Source organism: Seleniivibrio woodruffii, assembly GCF_004339245.1.
GTDB classification, from domain to species: Bacteria; Chrysiogenota; Deferribacteres; order Deferribacterales; family Geovibrionaceae; genus Seleniivibrio; species Seleniivibrio woodruffii.
On record NZ_SMGG01000006.1, the window covers coordinates 20,957 to 37,560 of the forward strand.

15 protein-coding genes are annotated in these 16,604 nt (G+C 48.4%); 4 read left to right on the forward strand and 11 right to left on the reverse strand.

Going from position 1 to position 16,604, the window contains the following annotated elements; all coding sequences use genetic code 11:
- Positions 1-55: 55 nt before the first annotated feature.
- Positions 56-415, reverse strand: a complete 360-nt coding sequence (locus C8D98_RS11170; protein WP_132874242.1) for a hypothetical protein — start codon at positions 413-415, stop codon at positions 56-58.
- A 105-nt stretch (positions 416-520) separates the two neighbouring features.
- Positions 521-874, reverse strand: coding sequence for a response regulator (locus tag C8D98_RS11175; protein ID WP_165871298.1), 354 nt, complete (start codon positions 872-874; stop codon positions 521-523).
- A gap of 128 nt (positions 875-1,002) precedes the next feature.
- Between C8D98_RS11175 and C8D98_RS11180 the strand changes: the two genes are divergently transcribed.
- The 3 genes from C8D98_RS11180 to C8D98_RS11190 all read left to right on the forward strand — a co-directional run bounded on the left by C8D98_RS11180 (position 1,003) and on the right by C8D98_RS11190 (position 6,443).
- A complete protein-coding gene (locus C8D98_RS11180) occupies positions 1,003-2,775 on the forward strand; it encodes a histidine kinase dimerization/phosphoacceptor domain -containing protein (RefSeq protein WP_132874244.1) in 1,773 nt (590 codons plus the stop codon).
- Positions 2,776-2,844: 69 nt separating this feature from the next.
- Complete coding sequence (locus tag C8D98_RS11185; RefSeq protein WP_132874245.1) at positions 2,845-4,659, forward strand: KUP/HAK/KT family potassium transporter; 1,815 nt, start codon at positions 2,845-2,847, stop codon at positions 4,657-4,659.
- Positions 4,660-4,796: 137 nt separating this feature from the next.
- Complete coding sequence (locus C8D98_RS11190; protein WP_132874246.1) at positions 4,797-6,443, forward strand: methyl-accepting chemotaxis protein; 1,647 nt, start codon at positions 4,797-4,799, stop codon at positions 6,441-6,443.
- A 206-nt stretch (positions 6,444-6,649) separates the two neighbouring features.
- Here C8D98_RS11190 and C8D98_RS11195 read toward each other — a convergent pair whose 3' ends face one another.
- Positions 6,650-7,855, reverse strand: a complete 1,206-nt coding sequence (locus tag C8D98_RS11195; RefSeq protein ID WP_132874247.1) for an aldo/keto reductase — start codon at positions 7,853-7,855, stop codon at positions 6,650-6,652.
- Positions 7,856-8,034: 179 nt separating this feature from the next.
- Between C8D98_RS11195 and C8D98_RS11200 the strand changes: the two genes are divergently transcribed.
- On the forward strand, positions 8,035-9,228 hold the full coding sequence (locus tag C8D98_RS11200; protein WP_132874248.1) for an MFS transporter: 1,194 nt from the start codon (positions 8,035-8,037) through the stop codon (positions 9,226-9,228).
- On the opposite strand, the gene C8D98_RS11205 is transcribed toward C8D98_RS11200, so the two are convergent.
- The 8 genes from C8D98_RS11205 to C8D98_RS11240 form a co-directional block, all read right to left on the reverse strand.
- Positions 9,229-9,522, reverse strand: coding sequence for a DUF2325 domain-containing protein (locus tag C8D98_RS11205; RefSeq protein WP_132874249.1), 294 nt, complete (start codon positions 9,520-9,522; stop codon positions 9,229-9,231).
- 323 nt (positions 9,523-9,845) lie between these two features.
- The gene (locus C8D98_RS11210) at positions 9,846-10,490 is read right to left on the reverse strand and encodes a CBS and ACT domain-containing protein (RefSeq protein WP_132874250.1); all 645 of its coding nucleotides are present in this window, start codon (positions 10,488-10,490) and stop codon (positions 9,846-9,848) included.
- A 15-nt stretch (positions 10,491-10,505) separates the two neighbouring features.
- Positions 10,506-11,210 (reverse strand): ABC transporter ATP-binding protein, encoded by a 705-nt coding sequence (locus C8D98_RS11215; RefSeq protein WP_132874251.1) that lies wholly within the window; start codon positions 11,208-11,210, stop codon positions 10,506-10,508.
- Between the two features lies 1 nt (position 11,211).
- Positions 11,212-11,925: an ABC transporter ATP-binding protein gene (locus C8D98_RS11220; RefSeq protein ID WP_132874252.1), complete on the reverse strand. Its 714-nt coding sequence runs from the start codon at positions 11,923-11,925 to the stop codon at positions 11,212-11,214.
- Entirely contained in the window at positions 11,922-12,863 is a 942-nt protein-coding gene (locus C8D98_RS11225) for a branched-chain amino acid ABC transporter permease (protein ID WP_132874253.1), read from the reverse strand. Before C8D98_RS11225 ends, C8D98_RS11220 begins: the two co-directional genes overlap by 4 nt.
- On the reverse strand, positions 12,860-13,783 hold the full coding sequence (locus tag C8D98_RS11230) for a branched-chain amino acid ABC transporter permease (protein ID WP_132874254.1): 924 nt from the start codon (positions 13,781-13,783) through the stop codon (positions 12,860-12,862). Before C8D98_RS11230 ends, C8D98_RS11225 begins: the two co-directional genes overlap by 4 nt.
- A gap of 70 nt (positions 13,784-13,853) precedes the next feature.
- Positions 13,854-15,041, reverse strand: coding sequence for an ABC transporter substrate-binding protein (locus C8D98_RS11235; protein WP_207891274.1), 1,188 nt, complete (start codon positions 15,039-15,041; stop codon positions 13,854-13,856).
- Between the two features lie 518 nt (positions 15,042-15,559).
- Complete coding sequence (locus C8D98_RS11240; RefSeq protein WP_165871299.1) at positions 15,560-16,603, reverse strand: cytochrome c3 family protein; 1,044 nt, start codon at positions 16,601-16,603, stop codon at positions 15,560-15,562.
- Position 16,604 lies beyond the last annotated feature (1 nt).

A 16,604-nucleotide genomic window follows, 5' to 3' on the forward strand; every position in this document is an offset into this window, starting at 1 on the left:
CGTATTTAATCAGGATTAAATATAAAGGCGGTCGTTCAGACCGCCTTTACAGATGTCATTGTGCTATCATCAGCTCCGGAGAAACGTTTCCGTCCGGCATGATGTTAAGATAGAATCTGTTGCCGGAAACATCCTTTACAAGAGCCTGATGCATATTGCCGAAGGGCATAACTATTGTGGCTGTTTCAACAACGGCATAGCCTTTCAGGTTTTCCGACAGGAATTTTGTAAAAGCAGCCTTAGCTTCGCCCTGCGAAAGGCTGACGGGTGCGGGCATATCCTTTCTTTCCTGATGTCCGATCTCAGGACGCGGCATTTTCATCCCCTTTTCGGGTTCAAACGGCGGTTTTGTGTCAAGTGCGTAGAGCGATGCCGCCGCCAAAAGCAGCAGTGACGCAAGAATGAATTTTTTCATGTGCTCCTCCATCGTATTCGATGGTATAAGCATATTACAGAATTGAGTAAAAGTTATGTCTGAGGGGTGTTAAGTTGGGGTTTTGACAAAAACAGTACGGCAGTCTCAGGGCATTGCGCTGGAGATACTGCTCATAAGTCTTTCAAGGTTGACGGGCTTGCGGATAACATCGTTAACACACAGTTCGTCTTTGGTATATTCATAGGCGGTAAGGGCTATTATCGGGATGGCACATCCGTTCTCACGCAGACGGCGCACCATCTCCCTGCCGTCCATCACAGGCATGTTGATGTCGGTTATAATGAGATCCGGAGCACTCTCTTCCACTTTTTCAAGTCCGTCCTGTCCGTCCTTAGCCAGCAGAACTTCCTTGACACGCTTTGAAAGCATGCGTGAAAAGTACATACGGGTTATTGCTTCATCCTCAACATACAGAACTGTGATATCCTGAACATTCATAACACACACCGCACTTAGATGTTTGATACTGTAATTATTACTCATATTTACGCAAACGACAAGTGCATCTTATTAAAATAATCTTCATTGATGAAATAAAAATGCTATAATCTATTCAGGGTGCAAACATGACACAGCATAACAGCGTCAGCATGATTAAGAATTATTTTGTGATTCTGGTTTTTGCGTGGACAGCTGTTGCCGCATGGTCACTGGTCTGGACGATACGCACTGCCGAACAGAACACCACCATAACCGCTCTGGCTCAGGGGCGAATGGCTCTGGAAAAGGACAAGATGTTCCGGAAATGGAGTTCAGCCCATGGCGGTGTCTACACCGTCACAACAACAACCATCCCCAACCCTTACCTGTCGCACCTGAAAGACAGAGACATAAAACTTCCCGACGGCAGAACCCTGACACTCATTAATCCGGCATACATGATCCGGCAGATGTACGAGCTGAACAAAGACTCGAAAGCAGTCCGCACAAGACTTGTCAGCGACAGACTGCTGAATCCGGTGAACATCCCCGAAGGCTGGGAGGTGAACGCTCTGGATCAGGTTCTGAAAACAGGCAAAGAATATTATGAAACCGACAGCTACGACTCCAAATATGATTTTAAACTCATGGCTCCGTTCTTTATAGAGAAAACATGCCTCAAATGCCACGCATTTCAGGGCTACAAGGTTGGCGACATAAGGGGAGCCATAAGCGTTGTGACGGATATAACAGAAGTTAAGCGAGGTGAGAACGATATAAAAAGATCGGCCTACGTCGGTCACATCATTCTATATCTCATTGTGCTGGGGCTTCTGAGAATAGGCTATCTGAATCTGGTGCGCATGCTCACACAGGTTCATGACCACGAAAAAGCCATGAACAACGCTCTCAGCCGTACTGAATCCATCCTCCAGTCCGCCTCGGAGTGCATTTTCGGTGTGGACAGAATGGGAACAGTCACATTTATAAACAACGCTCTGGCGGAAAAACTGAAATACCCTGCGGATGAACTGGTGGGCAAAAGCCATAGCATGTTCACCCACAAAAGGGACGAGCAGGGGATGCCCGTTGAGTCCGCAGACTGCTGTATCGTTAAGTCCATCGGCTCTGGCACAAGGATCAACACCATTGAAACCTTCACCAGAAAGGACGGAGCGGATTTCTCCGGCGAAATGTTCGTATCGCCGATATTCTTAGATAATTATCCGGCGGGAGCGGTGGTCTCCTTCTTCGATATAACGGAGCGTCTCGCCAAAGATTCCGCAATTGAAAAGGCGCTGGAGGAGAAGAACGTTCTGCTCAGCGAACTGCACCACAGGGTCAAGAACAACCTTCAGATAGTTTCCGGCATCCTCTCCCTTCAGGCAGATGCTGCAGAGGAGGGACAGCAGTCAGCGCAGGATATTCTGAAGAATGCCCAGTCAAGGGTAATGTCCATGGCGCTGATGCACGACTGCCTGTATAAGTCCGACGACCTTTCCACAATCGACATGGCGGACTATTTCTCCAAACTGATAGACTATTACGCTGCAACGTTCACCCTGTCCGGCAGCATGATCCGCTTTGAAACGGATATTGACAGAATAGACCTGCCCATTTCATCGACGATCACCTGCGGACTGCTGATAAACGAGCTTGTGACCAACAGCATTAAACACGCCTTCACCGACACGGAAAACCCGGCCATCCGCATAAGCCTGAAAGAGGAGCGGGGTGATGTTGTGCTCAGGGTGAGCGACAACGGCAAAGGGCTTACCAAAGAAGATCAGGAGAAGGACGGACTGGGCATGATGCTGATACAGAGCCTCACCGAACAGCTTTACGGAAAACTGAAAATTGAAAGCCAAAATGGCCTGACCACAGAAATATCCTTCCCGAAAAGGATACAGAAATCTTAATTGACAGTACCCTGAAACAGGCGTATGTATGCGGATGTGTTCAATTTTTAACGCAGGATATATTTTTTAATGCTGAACCGGAGCGATCTCTCCAAGATATTAAAATCTCTTGGTCTCGTTTTCGGTGATATCGGCACCAGCCCAATCTACACCCTTACAGTTATTTTTCTGATTCTTGAACCCACAAAAGTAAATATAATGGGCGTTCTGTCCCTTATCTTCTGGACACTTCTGCTGCTGGTAACAGTGGGCTACACCTGGCTTACCATGAGCCTCAGCCGCCGCGGGGAAGGCGGAACCATAGTTCTGATGGAGATCCTTAACCCCATGCTGAAATCGGGCAGAAAGGTCGCTTTTTTCACCCTGATGACATATATAGGCGTTTCGCTTCTGGTGGGCGACGGCGTTATAACCCCTGCGATAAGCATTCTTTCCGCTGTGGAAGGCCTTAAGCTGATACCTGCATTTTCAGGGATATCTCAGGGCGTTCTGATCGCTATTGCAGCGGTCATTGCAATAGTCCTCTTCTCCTTCCAGAGCAAAGGAACTGAAAAAGTTGCCGTGTTCTTCGGCCCTGTCATGCTGGTGTGGTTCGGCGCACTTCTGATAACTGGTGTTGCGGCAGTTGCAGATCACCCCGAAGTTCTTCTGGCCGTAAACCCATACTACGCAATAGAATTTGTCGCAACCCACGGTGTAGTGGGCTTCTTTGTGCTTTCCGAGGTAATTCTCTGCGCCACAGGGGGCGAAGCCCTCTATGCAGATATGGGACACTTCGGCCGTGCGCCGATAATCCGTGCATGGTCAATGGTCTTCTTTGTTCTGATATTCAGCTATCTGGGTCAGGGCGCATTTCTCATGGGACACACGGAAGCAAAGAACATCCTTTTCGAAATGGTATATTCTCAGGCGGCCCTGCTTTACATCCCATTCCTGATACTCAGCCTCATGGCCACCGTTATAGCTTCGCAGGCCATGATAAGCGGCATGTTCTCTGTTATGTATCAGGCAATCACCACACGCATTCTGCCCCTTCTGAAAGTTGACTACACATCCGACGAGATGCGTTCCCAGATATACATTCAGACAGTAAACTGGTTCCTTCTGGTCTGCGTGCTCATCGCCATGTTCGTGTTCAAAAGCTCAGGGCACATGGCGGCGGCATACGGTCTTGCCGTTACAGGCTCAATGACTGTTACGGGAATAATGATAACCACCATCTTTTTCATACGCAAAAACTACTTCAAATCCGGCATTGCAGCAGTGGTCACAGTTGCCGATATTATGTTCCTCTCTTCAAACATGCTCAAGATACCCCACGGAGGCTTCTGGTCGCTTCTGATAGCTTCCATTCCCTTTCTGGTCATCATCGTATACACCAAGGGCGGCAGGAAGATGTATAAGGCCATCAAGCCGGTTCCGATTCAGGACTTTCTGGTTCAGTACAACGAACGGTATCACACCGCTTCAAAAATTGACGGAACGGGGCTGTTCTTCATCCGCGATATAAAATTCATCCCGCCGTACATTGCCAAGACAATGTTCGTTAACAACATAATATACAAAGAGAATATCTTCATATCTGTAAACATAACCGACCATCCCTTCGGCATAAAATGGCAGTTCAGAGACAGTCTGGCCGACGGGCTTCAGGTTTTCGATATCCGCATGGGATACATGGAATCCGCCGCAGATATAGACAAAATACTAACATCCGCAGGAATAGAAGAGAACGTAATATTCTACGGTGTTGAGGATATCATGACAGATAATCTCATCTGGAAATTCTATTCCCTCATAAGAAAGGTCACTCCTTCTTTCGTGCAGTTCTACCGTCTCCCGGCGGAAAAGCTCCACGGAGTTGTCACACGAATTAATCTATAATTCTAAAATCATTAACCAGATATTCATTTTTCACTCTATACGGAAAAATATCAAATTTTTGTGTTAATTCACTTCCATAATCATTTTTATGGATTTATACTCAGATAAATACAAATAACCTAAAATTCAGGTGAAATATGAACTTATTCGGCAACTTATCAATAAGAACGAAGATAAATCTCGCTCTGGGCACGCTCATGATCATGCTGCTGCTCTGCGGGATAATAGGGCATTTTGGTCTGACCAACATTAATAACTCGCAAATATCGATTTTTTCGGTCAGACTTCCCTCAATGGACTACCTTATCGAAGCGGACAGAGACCTTCACCAGCTTCTCATAGCAGAGCGTGCTCTGACAGTTACCCCTGCTGACGCTCCGGAATACAAGGACTTTCTGGACTCATACAACGAAAACCTTGAGCAGACGCTGACACGTTTCAAGAAATATGAAGATCTCAGCAAATCGGAGCATACTCAGGAGCATATCGATAAGTTCCATGCGGATTTTGCGCAGTGGAAAGCTGTTTCTCAGGAAGTCTTAAAACTCTCGGCGGAGAATACGCCCGAATCCAGAGAGGCCGCCGAGGATCTTTCATACGGCAGGGCAAACGAGCTTTTCGGAACCATGAGGGAGAACATCAACACCCTTACCGAAATTAACCTCAAAGATGCCGAAGAGGAACACAATCTCGCCAACAGCTCCTTCACAACATCGCAATACTCCTTCATAGGGGTCATCATATTCGGCATTATCATCGGTGCTGCTGTGGGGCTTAAACTCGGCTCTGTAATAACAAACAGCATCAGAGCCACCGCAGATATGCTCAGAGAGATATCCGCCGGAGAAGGCGACCTGACCAGAAAACTTCCGATAACGTCCAAAGACGAGATAGGAAATCTGGCTCAGCATTTCAACTCGTTCACAGACAAGCTGAAAGATATCATAGGCACTGTTAAGATGAACTCCGAAAGCATAGCATCCGGCAATGCGGAGCTTGCGGCAACTTCCGACAGACTGGCGCAGAACTTCCATGAGCAGACAATGCAGCTTTCGGCAGTGGCCTCGGCAACGGAGGAGATGTCAACATCCGCCTCCGAGGTTGTTCATTCGGTTCAGGATGTAACGGAGAAAGCGGAAATGGCCAACGGCTACATCAGCGACGGCCGAAATATGCTTCTGGAAGCCGTTTCCAGCGTTATGTCAATTAAGTCCGAGGTCGAAAACCTCGGTCAGACCATCAGCCAACTTTCGAACTCTTCCGAAGAGATAGGAAACATACTTAATGTTATTAACGATATAGCAGATCAGACCAACCTGCTGGCACTGAATGCCGCAATTGAGGCCGCAAGAGCCGGAGAGCACGGCAGAGGCTTTGCAGTGGTTGCGGACGAGGTTCGCAAACTGGCGGAACGCTCGCAGAAGGCCATTAAGGAGATCGAGACCATAATCGTAAACCTTCAGCAGGAGTCAAACGTGGCATCCACGAACATGCAGGAGGCCAGTAAGAAGGTTGAGGCGGGAGTGGTTGTTATACGCAATACGGAGAGCATGTTCGAGAACATAGTCAGCTCAGTGAACACAATCACACAGGCAAGCAGACACATTGAGACAGCCGTTTCCGAGCAGGTTCAGGCAATCCACAATATCAACGGAAACACTCAGATACTCTCGAACGGAGTGGAGCAGAGCAACATATCCGTTACCGAGGTTTCAAACACGGTCACCGACCTGCAAAGACAGACCGAAGACCTGTCGATGCTCGTCAGACGTTTCAGAACATAAGAAACCATAAGGGCGGTCAGCTGACCGCCCTTAGACTGATGACAAACTGAAGTTTTTGGCATGCAACCTTGATGAGACTGCCGCGCTACGCTCGCAGTGACAGCTATTTACATCATTGCGAGGAACGAAGTGACGTGGCAATCTCATAACACCTAGACTTTATCAACAACCAGAAGGCGGTCAGCTGACCGCCCTTTTTTTATATATCAGATAGTTCTTCTGGCAAAAGCTCTTGCTCCTGCAACCCTTCCCTGAAAGTCCCCTGCCTCAAGAACGTTCACCACATCCTGAAGCACATCTGGAATCGCTATTCCCTGAGGGCATTTGTCCACACACTCGCCGCAGGATACGCACTGTGAGGCAAACCCATTATTGGGCTTATCCGAGAACGCCTCTCCTGTGACCATCGCATAGCGGAACATTGCCGTGTTCAGGTCGTCAAACAGGAACCTGTTGTTATAGTATTCGAAACAGGACGGAATCTTAACCCCCACCGGGCAGGGAAGGCAATATTCGCAACCCGTACAGTTAACCTTCAACAGCTTTTTGAACGCCGCCTCGGCTCTGTCCACAAGCTCCAGTTCCTTTGCTGTAAGGGAAAGGGGATGGGCTTCGCAGGCAACGGCGATGTTCTGGTCGATGTGCGCCTCTTCGTTCATTCCGGAAAGGATCACGCCCACCTCAGGATAGTTCCATACCCATCTGAGCGCCCACTCAACGGGTGTGCGCTTAACATCAGCCTCGTCCCATACCGCCTGAACAAGGTCGGGCTGAACTGGGTTTGCAAGGCTTCCCCCACGCAGAGGTTCCATGATGATAACGCCGATATTCTTTTCTGCCAGATATTTAAGTCCGGCAAGACCCGCCTGATAGTCTCTGTCGAGATAGTTGAACTGAATCTGGGCGAAATCCCAGTCGTATGTATCCACAATGGGGTTGAACTCTTCCGGTGCGCTGTGGAAAGAAAAGCCCACACGCTTCACACGGCCATCCTTCTTTATGGTGTCTATGAACTCAAGGATGCCCAGGTCGAGCATCTTCTTCCATGTGTCCCAGCCCAGACTGTGCATAAGATAATAGTCAATGCGGTCTGTCTGCAGCCTTTCCAACTGTGCGTTAAGATATTTATCCATCTCCTCACGGCTGTTCACCATCCAGCAGGGGAGCTTTGTGGCAAGATATACCTTGTCTCTGTAGCCGTCCTGCAGTGCTCTGCCGACGAAAGGTTCGCTGGCTCCGAAGTGGTACGGCCATGCGGTGTCAACATAGTTGATCCCACGGTCTATGGCTCCCCGCACCTGTGCAAGTGCCCTTTCCTCATCTATCTGTCCGTCCTTCATAGGCAGACGCATAGCCCCGAAACCAAGAATGGAGAGCTCGTCTCCTGTTTTAGGCATTTTTCTGTAAAGCATCTCAAACCTCCGATGATCAATCAACGGTATATAGAATATGCTTTTTTTCCGATTCAACAATATTCATTTCAATGTTTTTCTTGCCTATTTCTCTATAAGCAAATTATTATTTTATGTGTTGACAAAACGCTTCGCCCAACTATACTACACCGTACAGTTTACTTTTTTATGGTGTTATCATGACAGCAAACAAGCATTTCTCAGGCTCAATAGTTCTTCTTCTGGCCGTCTCAAGCGGGCTTATAGTGGCCAACCTTTACTATGCCCAGCCGCTGGTGGCCCTCATTTCAAAAGACCTCGGCATGGCTCCCGCCGCCGCAGGGCTGCTGGTTACAATGTCGCAGATAGGCTACGGTCTGGGGCTTCTGTTCATTGTTCCCACAGGGGACATGTTCGAAAGCCGCAGACTTATAATCACTATAACTTCGGTGGGGATACTAGCTCTGCTCGGAGCGGCATTTTCATCAGACGCATCGCAGTTCATCGCCGCTTCGTTCATGATAGGCATAGGCTCGGTGGCGGTTCAGATAATCATCCCCTACGCCGCCCATATCGCCCCGCAGGAGATTCAGGGGCGTGTCGTAGGCTATGTTATGAGCGGGCTTCTGCTCGGCGTAATGCTGGCCAGACCCTTTGCCAGTATCGTTACGGAGCTTTTTTCATGGCATGCCATATTTATCGTTTCAGCAATATCGCTTACAGTGCTCATGGCAGTGCTCTATAAACTGATGCCTAAGCGCATGCCTCAGCCAAATATGAGCTACGGCAGGCTTCTTGCGTCGATGGGCAGGATGTTCATTGAAATTCCGGCCTTAAGACGCAGATCGGTCTATCAGGGGTGCCTTTTCGCATCTTTCAGCCTCTTCTGGACAGTAGTCCCCATGTATTTCTCAGGCACAGCCTATAACATGTCGCAGGCTCATATAGCTCTTTTCGGTCTGGTGGGTGCGGCGGGTGTTGTTGCGGCTCCCATAGCCGGCAGAATAGCCGATAAAGGGGTGACGAAGTTCAAGTCATCTGCGGCGATACTCACAGCGATGGCGGCCATTGCCCTTCCTCAGATGGCAGGACGCAGCGGAACCCTTGAGCTTGCTCTGCTCGTTGTATGTGCGGTGATGCTGGATTTCGGAGCGATTGCAAATCAGGTTATGGGACAGAGGGTGATTTTCTCTCTGGGCGCAGAGTTCAGAAGCCGCCTGAACGGAGTTTATATGGCAACTTTCTTCGGAGGCGGAGCGGCAGGCTCGGCCATAGGCGGATACGTTTACGCCGCCTACGGGTTTTCAGCGGCACTCTGGACAGGACTCGCTCTGCCCGCAATAGCACTGGTCTATCTTATAACTGAACCCAAAGGACTTTATTCTAAAAAATAATTATCTTCCGGCGGCGGTCATAACGTCTCTAACCACGCCGGAAACCGATTCGGGACTGGTCTTGTCGGTCACAACAAAGTCGATGCCCCTCTTCCTGCATATTTTGCGGGCGGCATTGAGCATGTTGTGGCTGGACATTCCGGTGAGAAACACAACGCAGTCAGTGCATTTTATGTTGTCTTCAAAAGATTTTGTAACCTCGTTAAAGACCTTCGCTTTGCATCCCAGACGGGCGCAAACATCCACATAGTCATTCTCTCTTCTTTTCAGTCCGCCCAGTATGCAAAGTTTCATATGCCACCTCTTCAGGTTTGATATTACTTATGATACTCAGCTGTTTTTATTTATCAAGTAAAAATATAGATTTTATAGATAATTTATTTACTTCTGTCGCCATTACCAGAGCAACGAAGCAACCGCATTAAGATTCGCAGTGACGTTGGGCTGGATACAAAAAGGCTCTGCCGGAGCAGAGCCTTTGAAGTGTTATTCATATTTGGTGGTTAGAACCAAGCAGTTCAAGGCGGAGGGTGAAAAATATGCGCAGTGTACGTTTAAGTACATGAGCAATATTTTTTGACCGACAACGAAGAAATGCGAAGTGTTATAACCGCCAACTACCCGCGAAACTGGATTTCTGCGTCGGGATACTTTTCAAGTACCGCCTTACACATAGCCTCTCCGTCACCCTCTCCTCTGGAGCGGATAACGACCTTTCTCATGCCTTCGCTGGCAACGTGGCCACTGAGGATGCTTTCGATTCCGAACTTGTGGTCACGGATGACGTTTGCGGCCTCTTTTATAGAGCCGGATCTGTCAACGAGTACGAAAGTTATCCTGTAGCCTTTTTTGTTGCCGCCTGTGATATCCACAAGAGCCTTGAAGATGTCCTTATCTGAGATGATGCCCACCAGTCTTCCGTCTTCCACAACAGGCAGACATCCTATGCCTTCCACAAGCATCAGGTTTGCGGCCTCTTCAATGGGAAGAGAGGGTTCGCATACGATGGGGTCATGCTTTATGAGCTCTTTAACATTTGTGCTGTCAAGCAGATAGTTAAGCTCAAAAACATCCAGAGTGGTGCTCTTTGAGGGCAGATACTCTTTCAGAGCTCTGTCGGATATCAGCCCCACTACTTTGCCGTGATCCATAACAGGAACATGCTTGATGTTCATGGCGTGCATCAGCTTTACAGCGGTTGAGATGCCGTCTTTTATATCAACTGTGTGGACCGTGTGTGTCATCCAGTCTTTAACGTACATTTTTCCCTCCGAAACTTATACGCCGAGATATGCGGCTTTTACGTGTTCGTCGTTTGCAAGGTCGGAAGCTATTCCGCTCATGACTATCTTTCCGTTTTCCAGAACGTATGCCCTGTCTGCAATGGAGAGGGTCTGTTTAACATTCTGCTCAACGATGAGAACCGTCATACCTTCGGAGCGAACCTGCTCGATGACTCTGAAAACCTCTTTAACAAGGATGGGAGCGAGACCCAGCGAGGGTTCGTCCAGCATCATGAGTTTAGGCAGAGACATGAGCCCCCTGCCGATGGCAAGCATCTGCTGCTCACCGCCGGATAGTGTGCCCGAAAGCTGTCTGCGGCGTTCCGCCAGTCTGGGGAACAGGTCAAAAATCTTGTCTTTGTTAGCCTTTCTTTGTTTTTTCGCATCTCCCCTCAGAGAACCGATGTCGAGGTTCTCCTCAACTGTCATTTCAGGGAACAGTCTGCGCGCCTCGGGAACATGCACAAGTCCGAGTTCAATAAGGCTGTAGTTATGCAGCTTGTTGATTGCCTGACCATCGAATACGATATTTCCGGCCTTCGGGGCCACAAGCCCTGAAATGGTGCGGAGAATGGTTGACTTGCCCGCACCGTTTGCACCGATGAGAGCCACAACCTCGCCCTTGCCGACGTTGAAGGAAACGTCATGAATTACCTGCAGGTCGCCGTAAAATACGTCAATATTCTTAATTTCAAGCATCTTACGCCTCTCCCAGATATGCTTCGATAACCTGCTGATTGTGTCTAATCTCGTCAGGTGTTCCTTCAGCAATCTTCTGTCCGTATGTAAGCACCACGATTCTGTCTGAAATAGACATGATAACCTTCATATGGTGCTCGATGATCATTACGGTGATACCGCTTTTCTTAATATTTCTGATGATTTCGATGGACTTGTCCAGCTCCGCAGGGTTAAGCCCAGCAAAGGATTCGTCCAGCAGAAGCAGTTTGGGCTTGGTCGCAAGAGCCCTTGCGATCTCAAGTCTCTTACGCTTGCCCAGAGGAAGCCCCTTTGAAAGGACTTCTCTGTCCTCATAGAGGTCGGTGAACTTCAGAACCTCTTCGGCAATCTTCTCTGCTTCGGCCTTGCTCTTCGCACGCAGGAAAGCGGACGCAAGAACGTTGTCGAAAACACTCAGCCTGCGCAGGGGGCGGACTATCTGGAAAGTTCTCGCCATTCCCGCAAGGCATATTTCGTGGGGTTTCTTTCCGCCTATCTGTGCTCCTTCGAAGACTATCTCTCCTTTGGAGGGCTTATAGAAACCGTTTATCACGTTGAAAAGCGTGGTCTTGCCGGCACCGTTGGGGCCGATGATGGCGAGGATCTCGCCTTCATTCACATTAAAGCTTACACCCGAAACAGCCGCAAGTCCTCCGAAATATTTGGAAACGTCTTTAACTTCAAGCAGGCTCATGCTTTCACCCTCCCGATACCGAAGAATCTTTTGATCTTGCTGAGGTCGCCCACGATACCGTTAGGCAGGAAGATGATGATGAAGATGAGCAGCAGACCGAAGATAGCCATGTGAAGTGCGCCGAGGCTTTCGACGGAACGAACCATCTCCTGAAGCAGAACCATGATAACTGCGCCCACAAAAGGCCCCCACTGTGTCGCAACTCCGCCCACCATAACGATCATAATGGTAATGATGGATATGTCGTGCAGTGCGAAAACGATGTGCGGGTCGATGTAGCCCATGTAGTTCATGTAAAATGCGCCTGCGATTCCGGTAACGATACCGCTGACCACCAGCGCAATGGTTTTGTAAAGTGTTGTGTTGATACCCATTGATTCTGCTGCGTCCTGATCTTCACGGATGGCCACGAAGAAATAGCCGAGCTTTGAACCGACAAGATATCTCATAAGGATGAACGTACCTACTGCGATTGCCAGAATTATGTAGTAGTAGGGCTCTTTGCTGACCCAGAGTCTTTTCTGGAGCATAATACCCTGTGTACCGTTTGTGAGCCACGCCATGTTTTCGGAGGCGACCCTGAAAACCTCACCGGATGCCAGAGTGGCAAGGGCGAAGAAAGGACCTCTGAGGCGCAGAACTATAAGCCCGATGAGGAATGCGAAAACACCCACCACCAGAACGCTTAAAGGCAGACCATACCAGGAGGATATAGCCCCCTTGCTGTAAAGGATGCCCGCAGTATATGCGCCTATGCCGAAGAAGGCGGCATGACCGAACGAAACCTGTCCGCAATAGCCTGAGAGCAGGTTCCATGACATACCTATTGTTGCCCACATCAGAAGAAGGATCAGGATGTGCATAACATAGGTGCTGAAGCCCACAAGGGGCAGAACCAGAAGTACCGCCAGAGTTATGAAAGGATAGTATTTTTTCATTTCCCTAACCTCTTACGTTTAAGTATGGAGGCGATACCGCCGGGGAGGAACACAAGGGCTGCAACGAAGATAACGAATCTGCCCACAGGTGCCCAGCCCATGCCCACATATGTTGAGGTGAGCGATTCGAAAACACCGAGAATGAGACCGCCGACAATGGCGCCGATGATCGAACCCAGACCTCCGAGGATGGTTATTACGAAGGCAATCAGAGTGAACTGACCGCCCAGTGCCGGATAAAGATAGTAAAGAGGGATGAACAGACAGCCGGCCGCACCGACGATCGCCGCTCCCAGACCAAAGCTGAGTGCACGCACTCTGTTCACATTTATACCCATAAGGATGGCCGCATCGCTGTCCTGCGATGTAGCTCGGATCTGTTTACCCATATCTGTCCTGCTGAGGAAGAACCACAGCGCCAGAGTGATTGCGACGGCAAAGAAGAACGAAACCGCCCAAAGCAGCGATACTGATAACTCAATGGGGCTGTTTGCCCAGAAGTCAGAGAGATACCATGTTGTTGATGCGTAGTCCACAGGTGTGGAACGGTAGTCGGATTTGAAAAACACTGTCGCAAGGCTCACCAGAACCATGCCTATCCCCACGGTCAGAATAACCTGATTTTCAGGTAATATAGACTCTACCTTGATAACGGGTGTTACAAGATATTTCTGAATCAAAATGCCTATGACGAACAGAACGGGGGAAGCAATAAATACCGCCACATAAGGGTCTACGCCCATCAGGGTGAACATCCAGTATGCGATGTACATAGCGACCATCATAAGCTCGCCGTGAGCAAGGTTGATGATCTTCATAACGCCCATGATAAGCGTCATGCCGAGTCCTATCAGCGCATAGAGTCCGCCCAGAAGAAGCCCCGAAACTATCGTTTGAAGTAAAACCTCAAGTTGAACCACTTAAAAGCTCCTTGGTTTAGTTGGATAATATCTCCCCCTGCCGTCAGCAGGGGGAGAAACGGATATGCTGTTATTTTCTCTCTCTCCACTTAGGCATGGGGTAGAGGAATTTTGCGCTTGCCATACTCTTGGGCCAGATTGTTTCGTGCTGACCTTTGATAACCTGCAGAGCGAGTGTGGGGATGAAGTTCTGGTTCTGATAGCCGTTCTTGTCAACAAACTGAACGGGACCGAAAGCAGTCTGCATCTTGGTGGCTTTCATAGCGGCTCTGATGTCCTCGGGAGACCATGTTTTGGCTCTCTCAAGCGCATCTTTTGCTACGAAAAGAGCAGCGTATGCTGCCGCACCGTGATATGAAGGATAGTCGCCGAACTGTTTTTTGTATTTCTCGGCATACTGTTTTGCGCCTGCATATTTAACCTGAGGGCTCCACAGTGTGGAAGTTACAACATAGTCGGATGCATCCTTTGCATTATCGATAAACTCGGGGATAGCGAAACCGGCCGCACCGCCTGCAAACAGGTTGGCGTCAAGTCTCAGTTCTTTGATCTGTCTCATGAGAAGTGATGCGTCCATAACATAGGAAACCATGTAAAGAACGTCGGGTCTCAGAGATTTAACTTTTGAAAGAATGGGTTTGAAGTCAACAGCTCCGCTCTCATACTTCTCTTTAAGGAGAACTTTAATGCCGGATGCTTCTGCATGCTTCGCCATTTCCTCTGCGCCTGATGAACCGAAGTCGGAGCTTTCATAAAGGATTGCGATGGTCTTGGGTTTAACGACCTCTTTCATGAAGCCCAGAACGCCGTCAGCATAGTAGGCGTTGGGGGAGTTGAGTCTGAAAACATATTTGTAGTTTGCCTGAGTGATATCATCGTTTCCGGAAACAACCACAAGATAGGGTGTTTTTCTCTCTTCACTCACTGCCGCAACAGCTTTTGCGCATGCGGAAGTGTATTCGCCGATGATGATAGGCTGTTTCTGAACGTCGATGAGCTTTTCGACGATGCCTCTTGCGATATCAGGCTTTGCGCCGGAATCTTCAAACTTGAGTACAAGTTTATTTCCTTTGACTCCGCCCGCCGCATTGATCTCCGCAGCGGCGATCTCATAGGAACGCTTCTGAATCTCGCCAAACTTAGCCTGCTTGCCTGTCAGAGGCAGCGGGATGGTAAGGTTGAGATCTGCGGCGTGTGCAAGCACTGCGCCGAAAGCGAAAAACATGGAAAACAGAGCAGATGTAATCGCTTTTTTCATAATTATTAACCTCCATATAATCGTCCCCGATTATTATAAGAAATTATATAACAAGATTATAACGAATGCATTAAATTTCTTTTTTAACAAACCCCTGTTTTATTGCTTTTTTTGATATTTCTAACATTTTTTAATTTTATATTAAAACTTTATCTCTATGATTACATAACACTGTTTAAATATATTGAAAATCAACATAGACCTACCCTATCGCTGAATAAAAAATACACGTATTCACAATAACATTGACACATACTATTTGTTATATTGATAATAATATGGATATTTAAAATATATATTTAAGAGAAAATACATCATCATTCTGATATCAAATAATAAAACAAACATACTGATGCATTCTATTTTATGATCAATACAGTTTAAAATTAAAACAATCTGATTCTTTTTCAGGAATAACTTACAGGCAGACAAATGAGCATAAACTTAAAACAGACCGCAAAAAAAGGGGAGACCCTTTCCGGAGTCTCCCCTGCATGATATCTGAGATTATTTTTCTGTCAGAACAGACCGTTCTTGTCCGTTCCGGAGCCCGAACCGTGGTAATGGCAGTCGGTGCAGTTGGATGAATAGGTGCTGGTATGCACAACTTCCTTAAGACCGTTGCCGGCATCTGCACCTGCGGGGTTGGTGTGGCAAACTGCGCAGAGTTCGGAGAAGTTGTTCTCCGTAACCTTCACAGCAGCGTTTTTGGCGTCACTGTCTGCCAGTGCGGCCGTTTTGCCTGACTCGGTTATCAGATAGGGGTTATCTGACGAGTGAACCTGATGGCAGCTGAGACAGGGCAGTTCCATGTTGTTGGAATATGTGCCTCTGAAAACTCCGAAGCTCTGTCCGATACCTACTTTAGCACCGTGGATGTCTGCTGTTGACTTCATCTCGCTCTCTGTGCTTCCAAGCCCTTTGAAGGTTGCAAAAAGGTTCGTGACCTCTGTTTCAAACTTCAGTGCGGGCGGCATCACTCCGAAAGCCCCGTTACCGTCATGGCAGTTGAGACAGACTGAGTTGATGTCAGTATACGCCGAGCTTCCTGCGGTGAAATCCACCGTAGGGTCTATAGTACCGTTCATATCCGACCATGCGTGGCAGACAACGCAGTCTGAGTTGCCTATTTCGCCGTCGCCGTTAAAGTCATGGACGTTGGCTCCGTGGAACATATCAGCGGAATCTTTCCCTACCACAGCCTCGTCCTTATGGCATGTGAGACACTGATATGTGTCGGCTGTTATGCCCTGAATGCCGTTTGTTCCGTGGCAGTAGAGGCATGCACCGATGTCCGTCTCGCTGACAGTGTCGAAACTGTCGGCAAGTTTAGTGTTATATGCGTGGATATCCTTAAGTTTCTTGATGTTATGGCAGAGGTAGCACTTGTCGTTGCCCCATGCAGAGCCGCCGTTGTGGTTCTTGGGCACTGTGAGCTGGGGAGCGTTACCCTTCATATCCCTGATGGGCGAATCTCCGTCGCCGGAGCTACCGCAGGCGGTGAGCAAAGCCAGAGATGCCAGAATGAATACTGCTATGATGTATCTGGAATATGCTTTCATT

Coding starts and splice junctions, on each gene's coding strand:
- C8D98_RS11170 (WP_132874242.1), bottom strand. CDS start 415: ATGAAAAAATTCATTCTTGCGTCACTGCTGCTTTTGGCGGCGGCATCG.
- C8D98_RS11175 (WP_165871298.1), bottom strand. CDS start 874: ATGAATGTTCAGGATATCACAGTTCTGTATGTTGAGGATGAAGCAATA.
- C8D98_RS11180 (WP_132874244.1), top strand. CDS start 1,003: ATGACACAGCATAACAGCGTCAGCATGATTAAGAATTATTTTGTGATT.
- C8D98_RS11185 (WP_132874245.1), top strand. CDS start 2,845: ATGCTGAACCGGAGCGATCTCTCCAAGATATTAAAATCTCTTGGTCTC.
- C8D98_RS11190 (WP_132874246.1), top strand. CDS start 4,797: ATGAACTTATTCGGCAACTTATCAATAAGAACGAAGATAAATCTCGCT.
- C8D98_RS11195 (WP_132874247.1), bottom strand. CDS start 7,855: ATGCTTTACAGAAAAATGCCTAAAACAGGAGACGAGCTCTCCATTCTT.
- C8D98_RS11200 (WP_132874248.1), top strand. CDS start 8,035: ATGACAGCAAACAAGCATTTCTCAGGCTCAATAGTTCTTCTTCTGGCC.
- C8D98_RS11205 (WP_132874249.1), bottom strand. CDS start 9,522: ATGAAACTTTGCATACTGGGCGGACTGAAAAGAAGAGAGAATGACTAT.
- C8D98_RS11210 (WP_132874250.1), bottom strand. CDS start 10,490: ATGTACGTTAAAGACTGGATGACACACACGGTCCACACAGTTGATATA.
- C8D98_RS11215 (WP_132874251.1), bottom strand. CDS start 11,210: ATGCTTGAAATTAAGAATATTGACGTATTTTACGGCGACCTGCAGGTA.
- C8D98_RS11220 (WP_132874252.1), bottom strand. CDS start 11,925: ATGAGCCTGCTTGAAGTTAAAGACGTTTCCAAATATTTCGGAGGACTT.
- C8D98_RS11225 (WP_132874253.1), bottom strand. CDS start 12,863: ATGAAAAAATACTATCCTTTCATAACTCTGGCGGTACTTCTGGTTCTG.
- C8D98_RS11235 (WP_207891274.1), bottom strand. CDS start 15,041: ATGAAAAAAGCGATTACATCTGCTCTGTTTTCCATGTTTTTCGCTTTC.
- C8D98_RS11240 (WP_165871299.1), bottom strand. CDS start 16,603: ATGAAAGCATATTCCAGATACATCATAGCAGTATTCATTCTGGCATCT.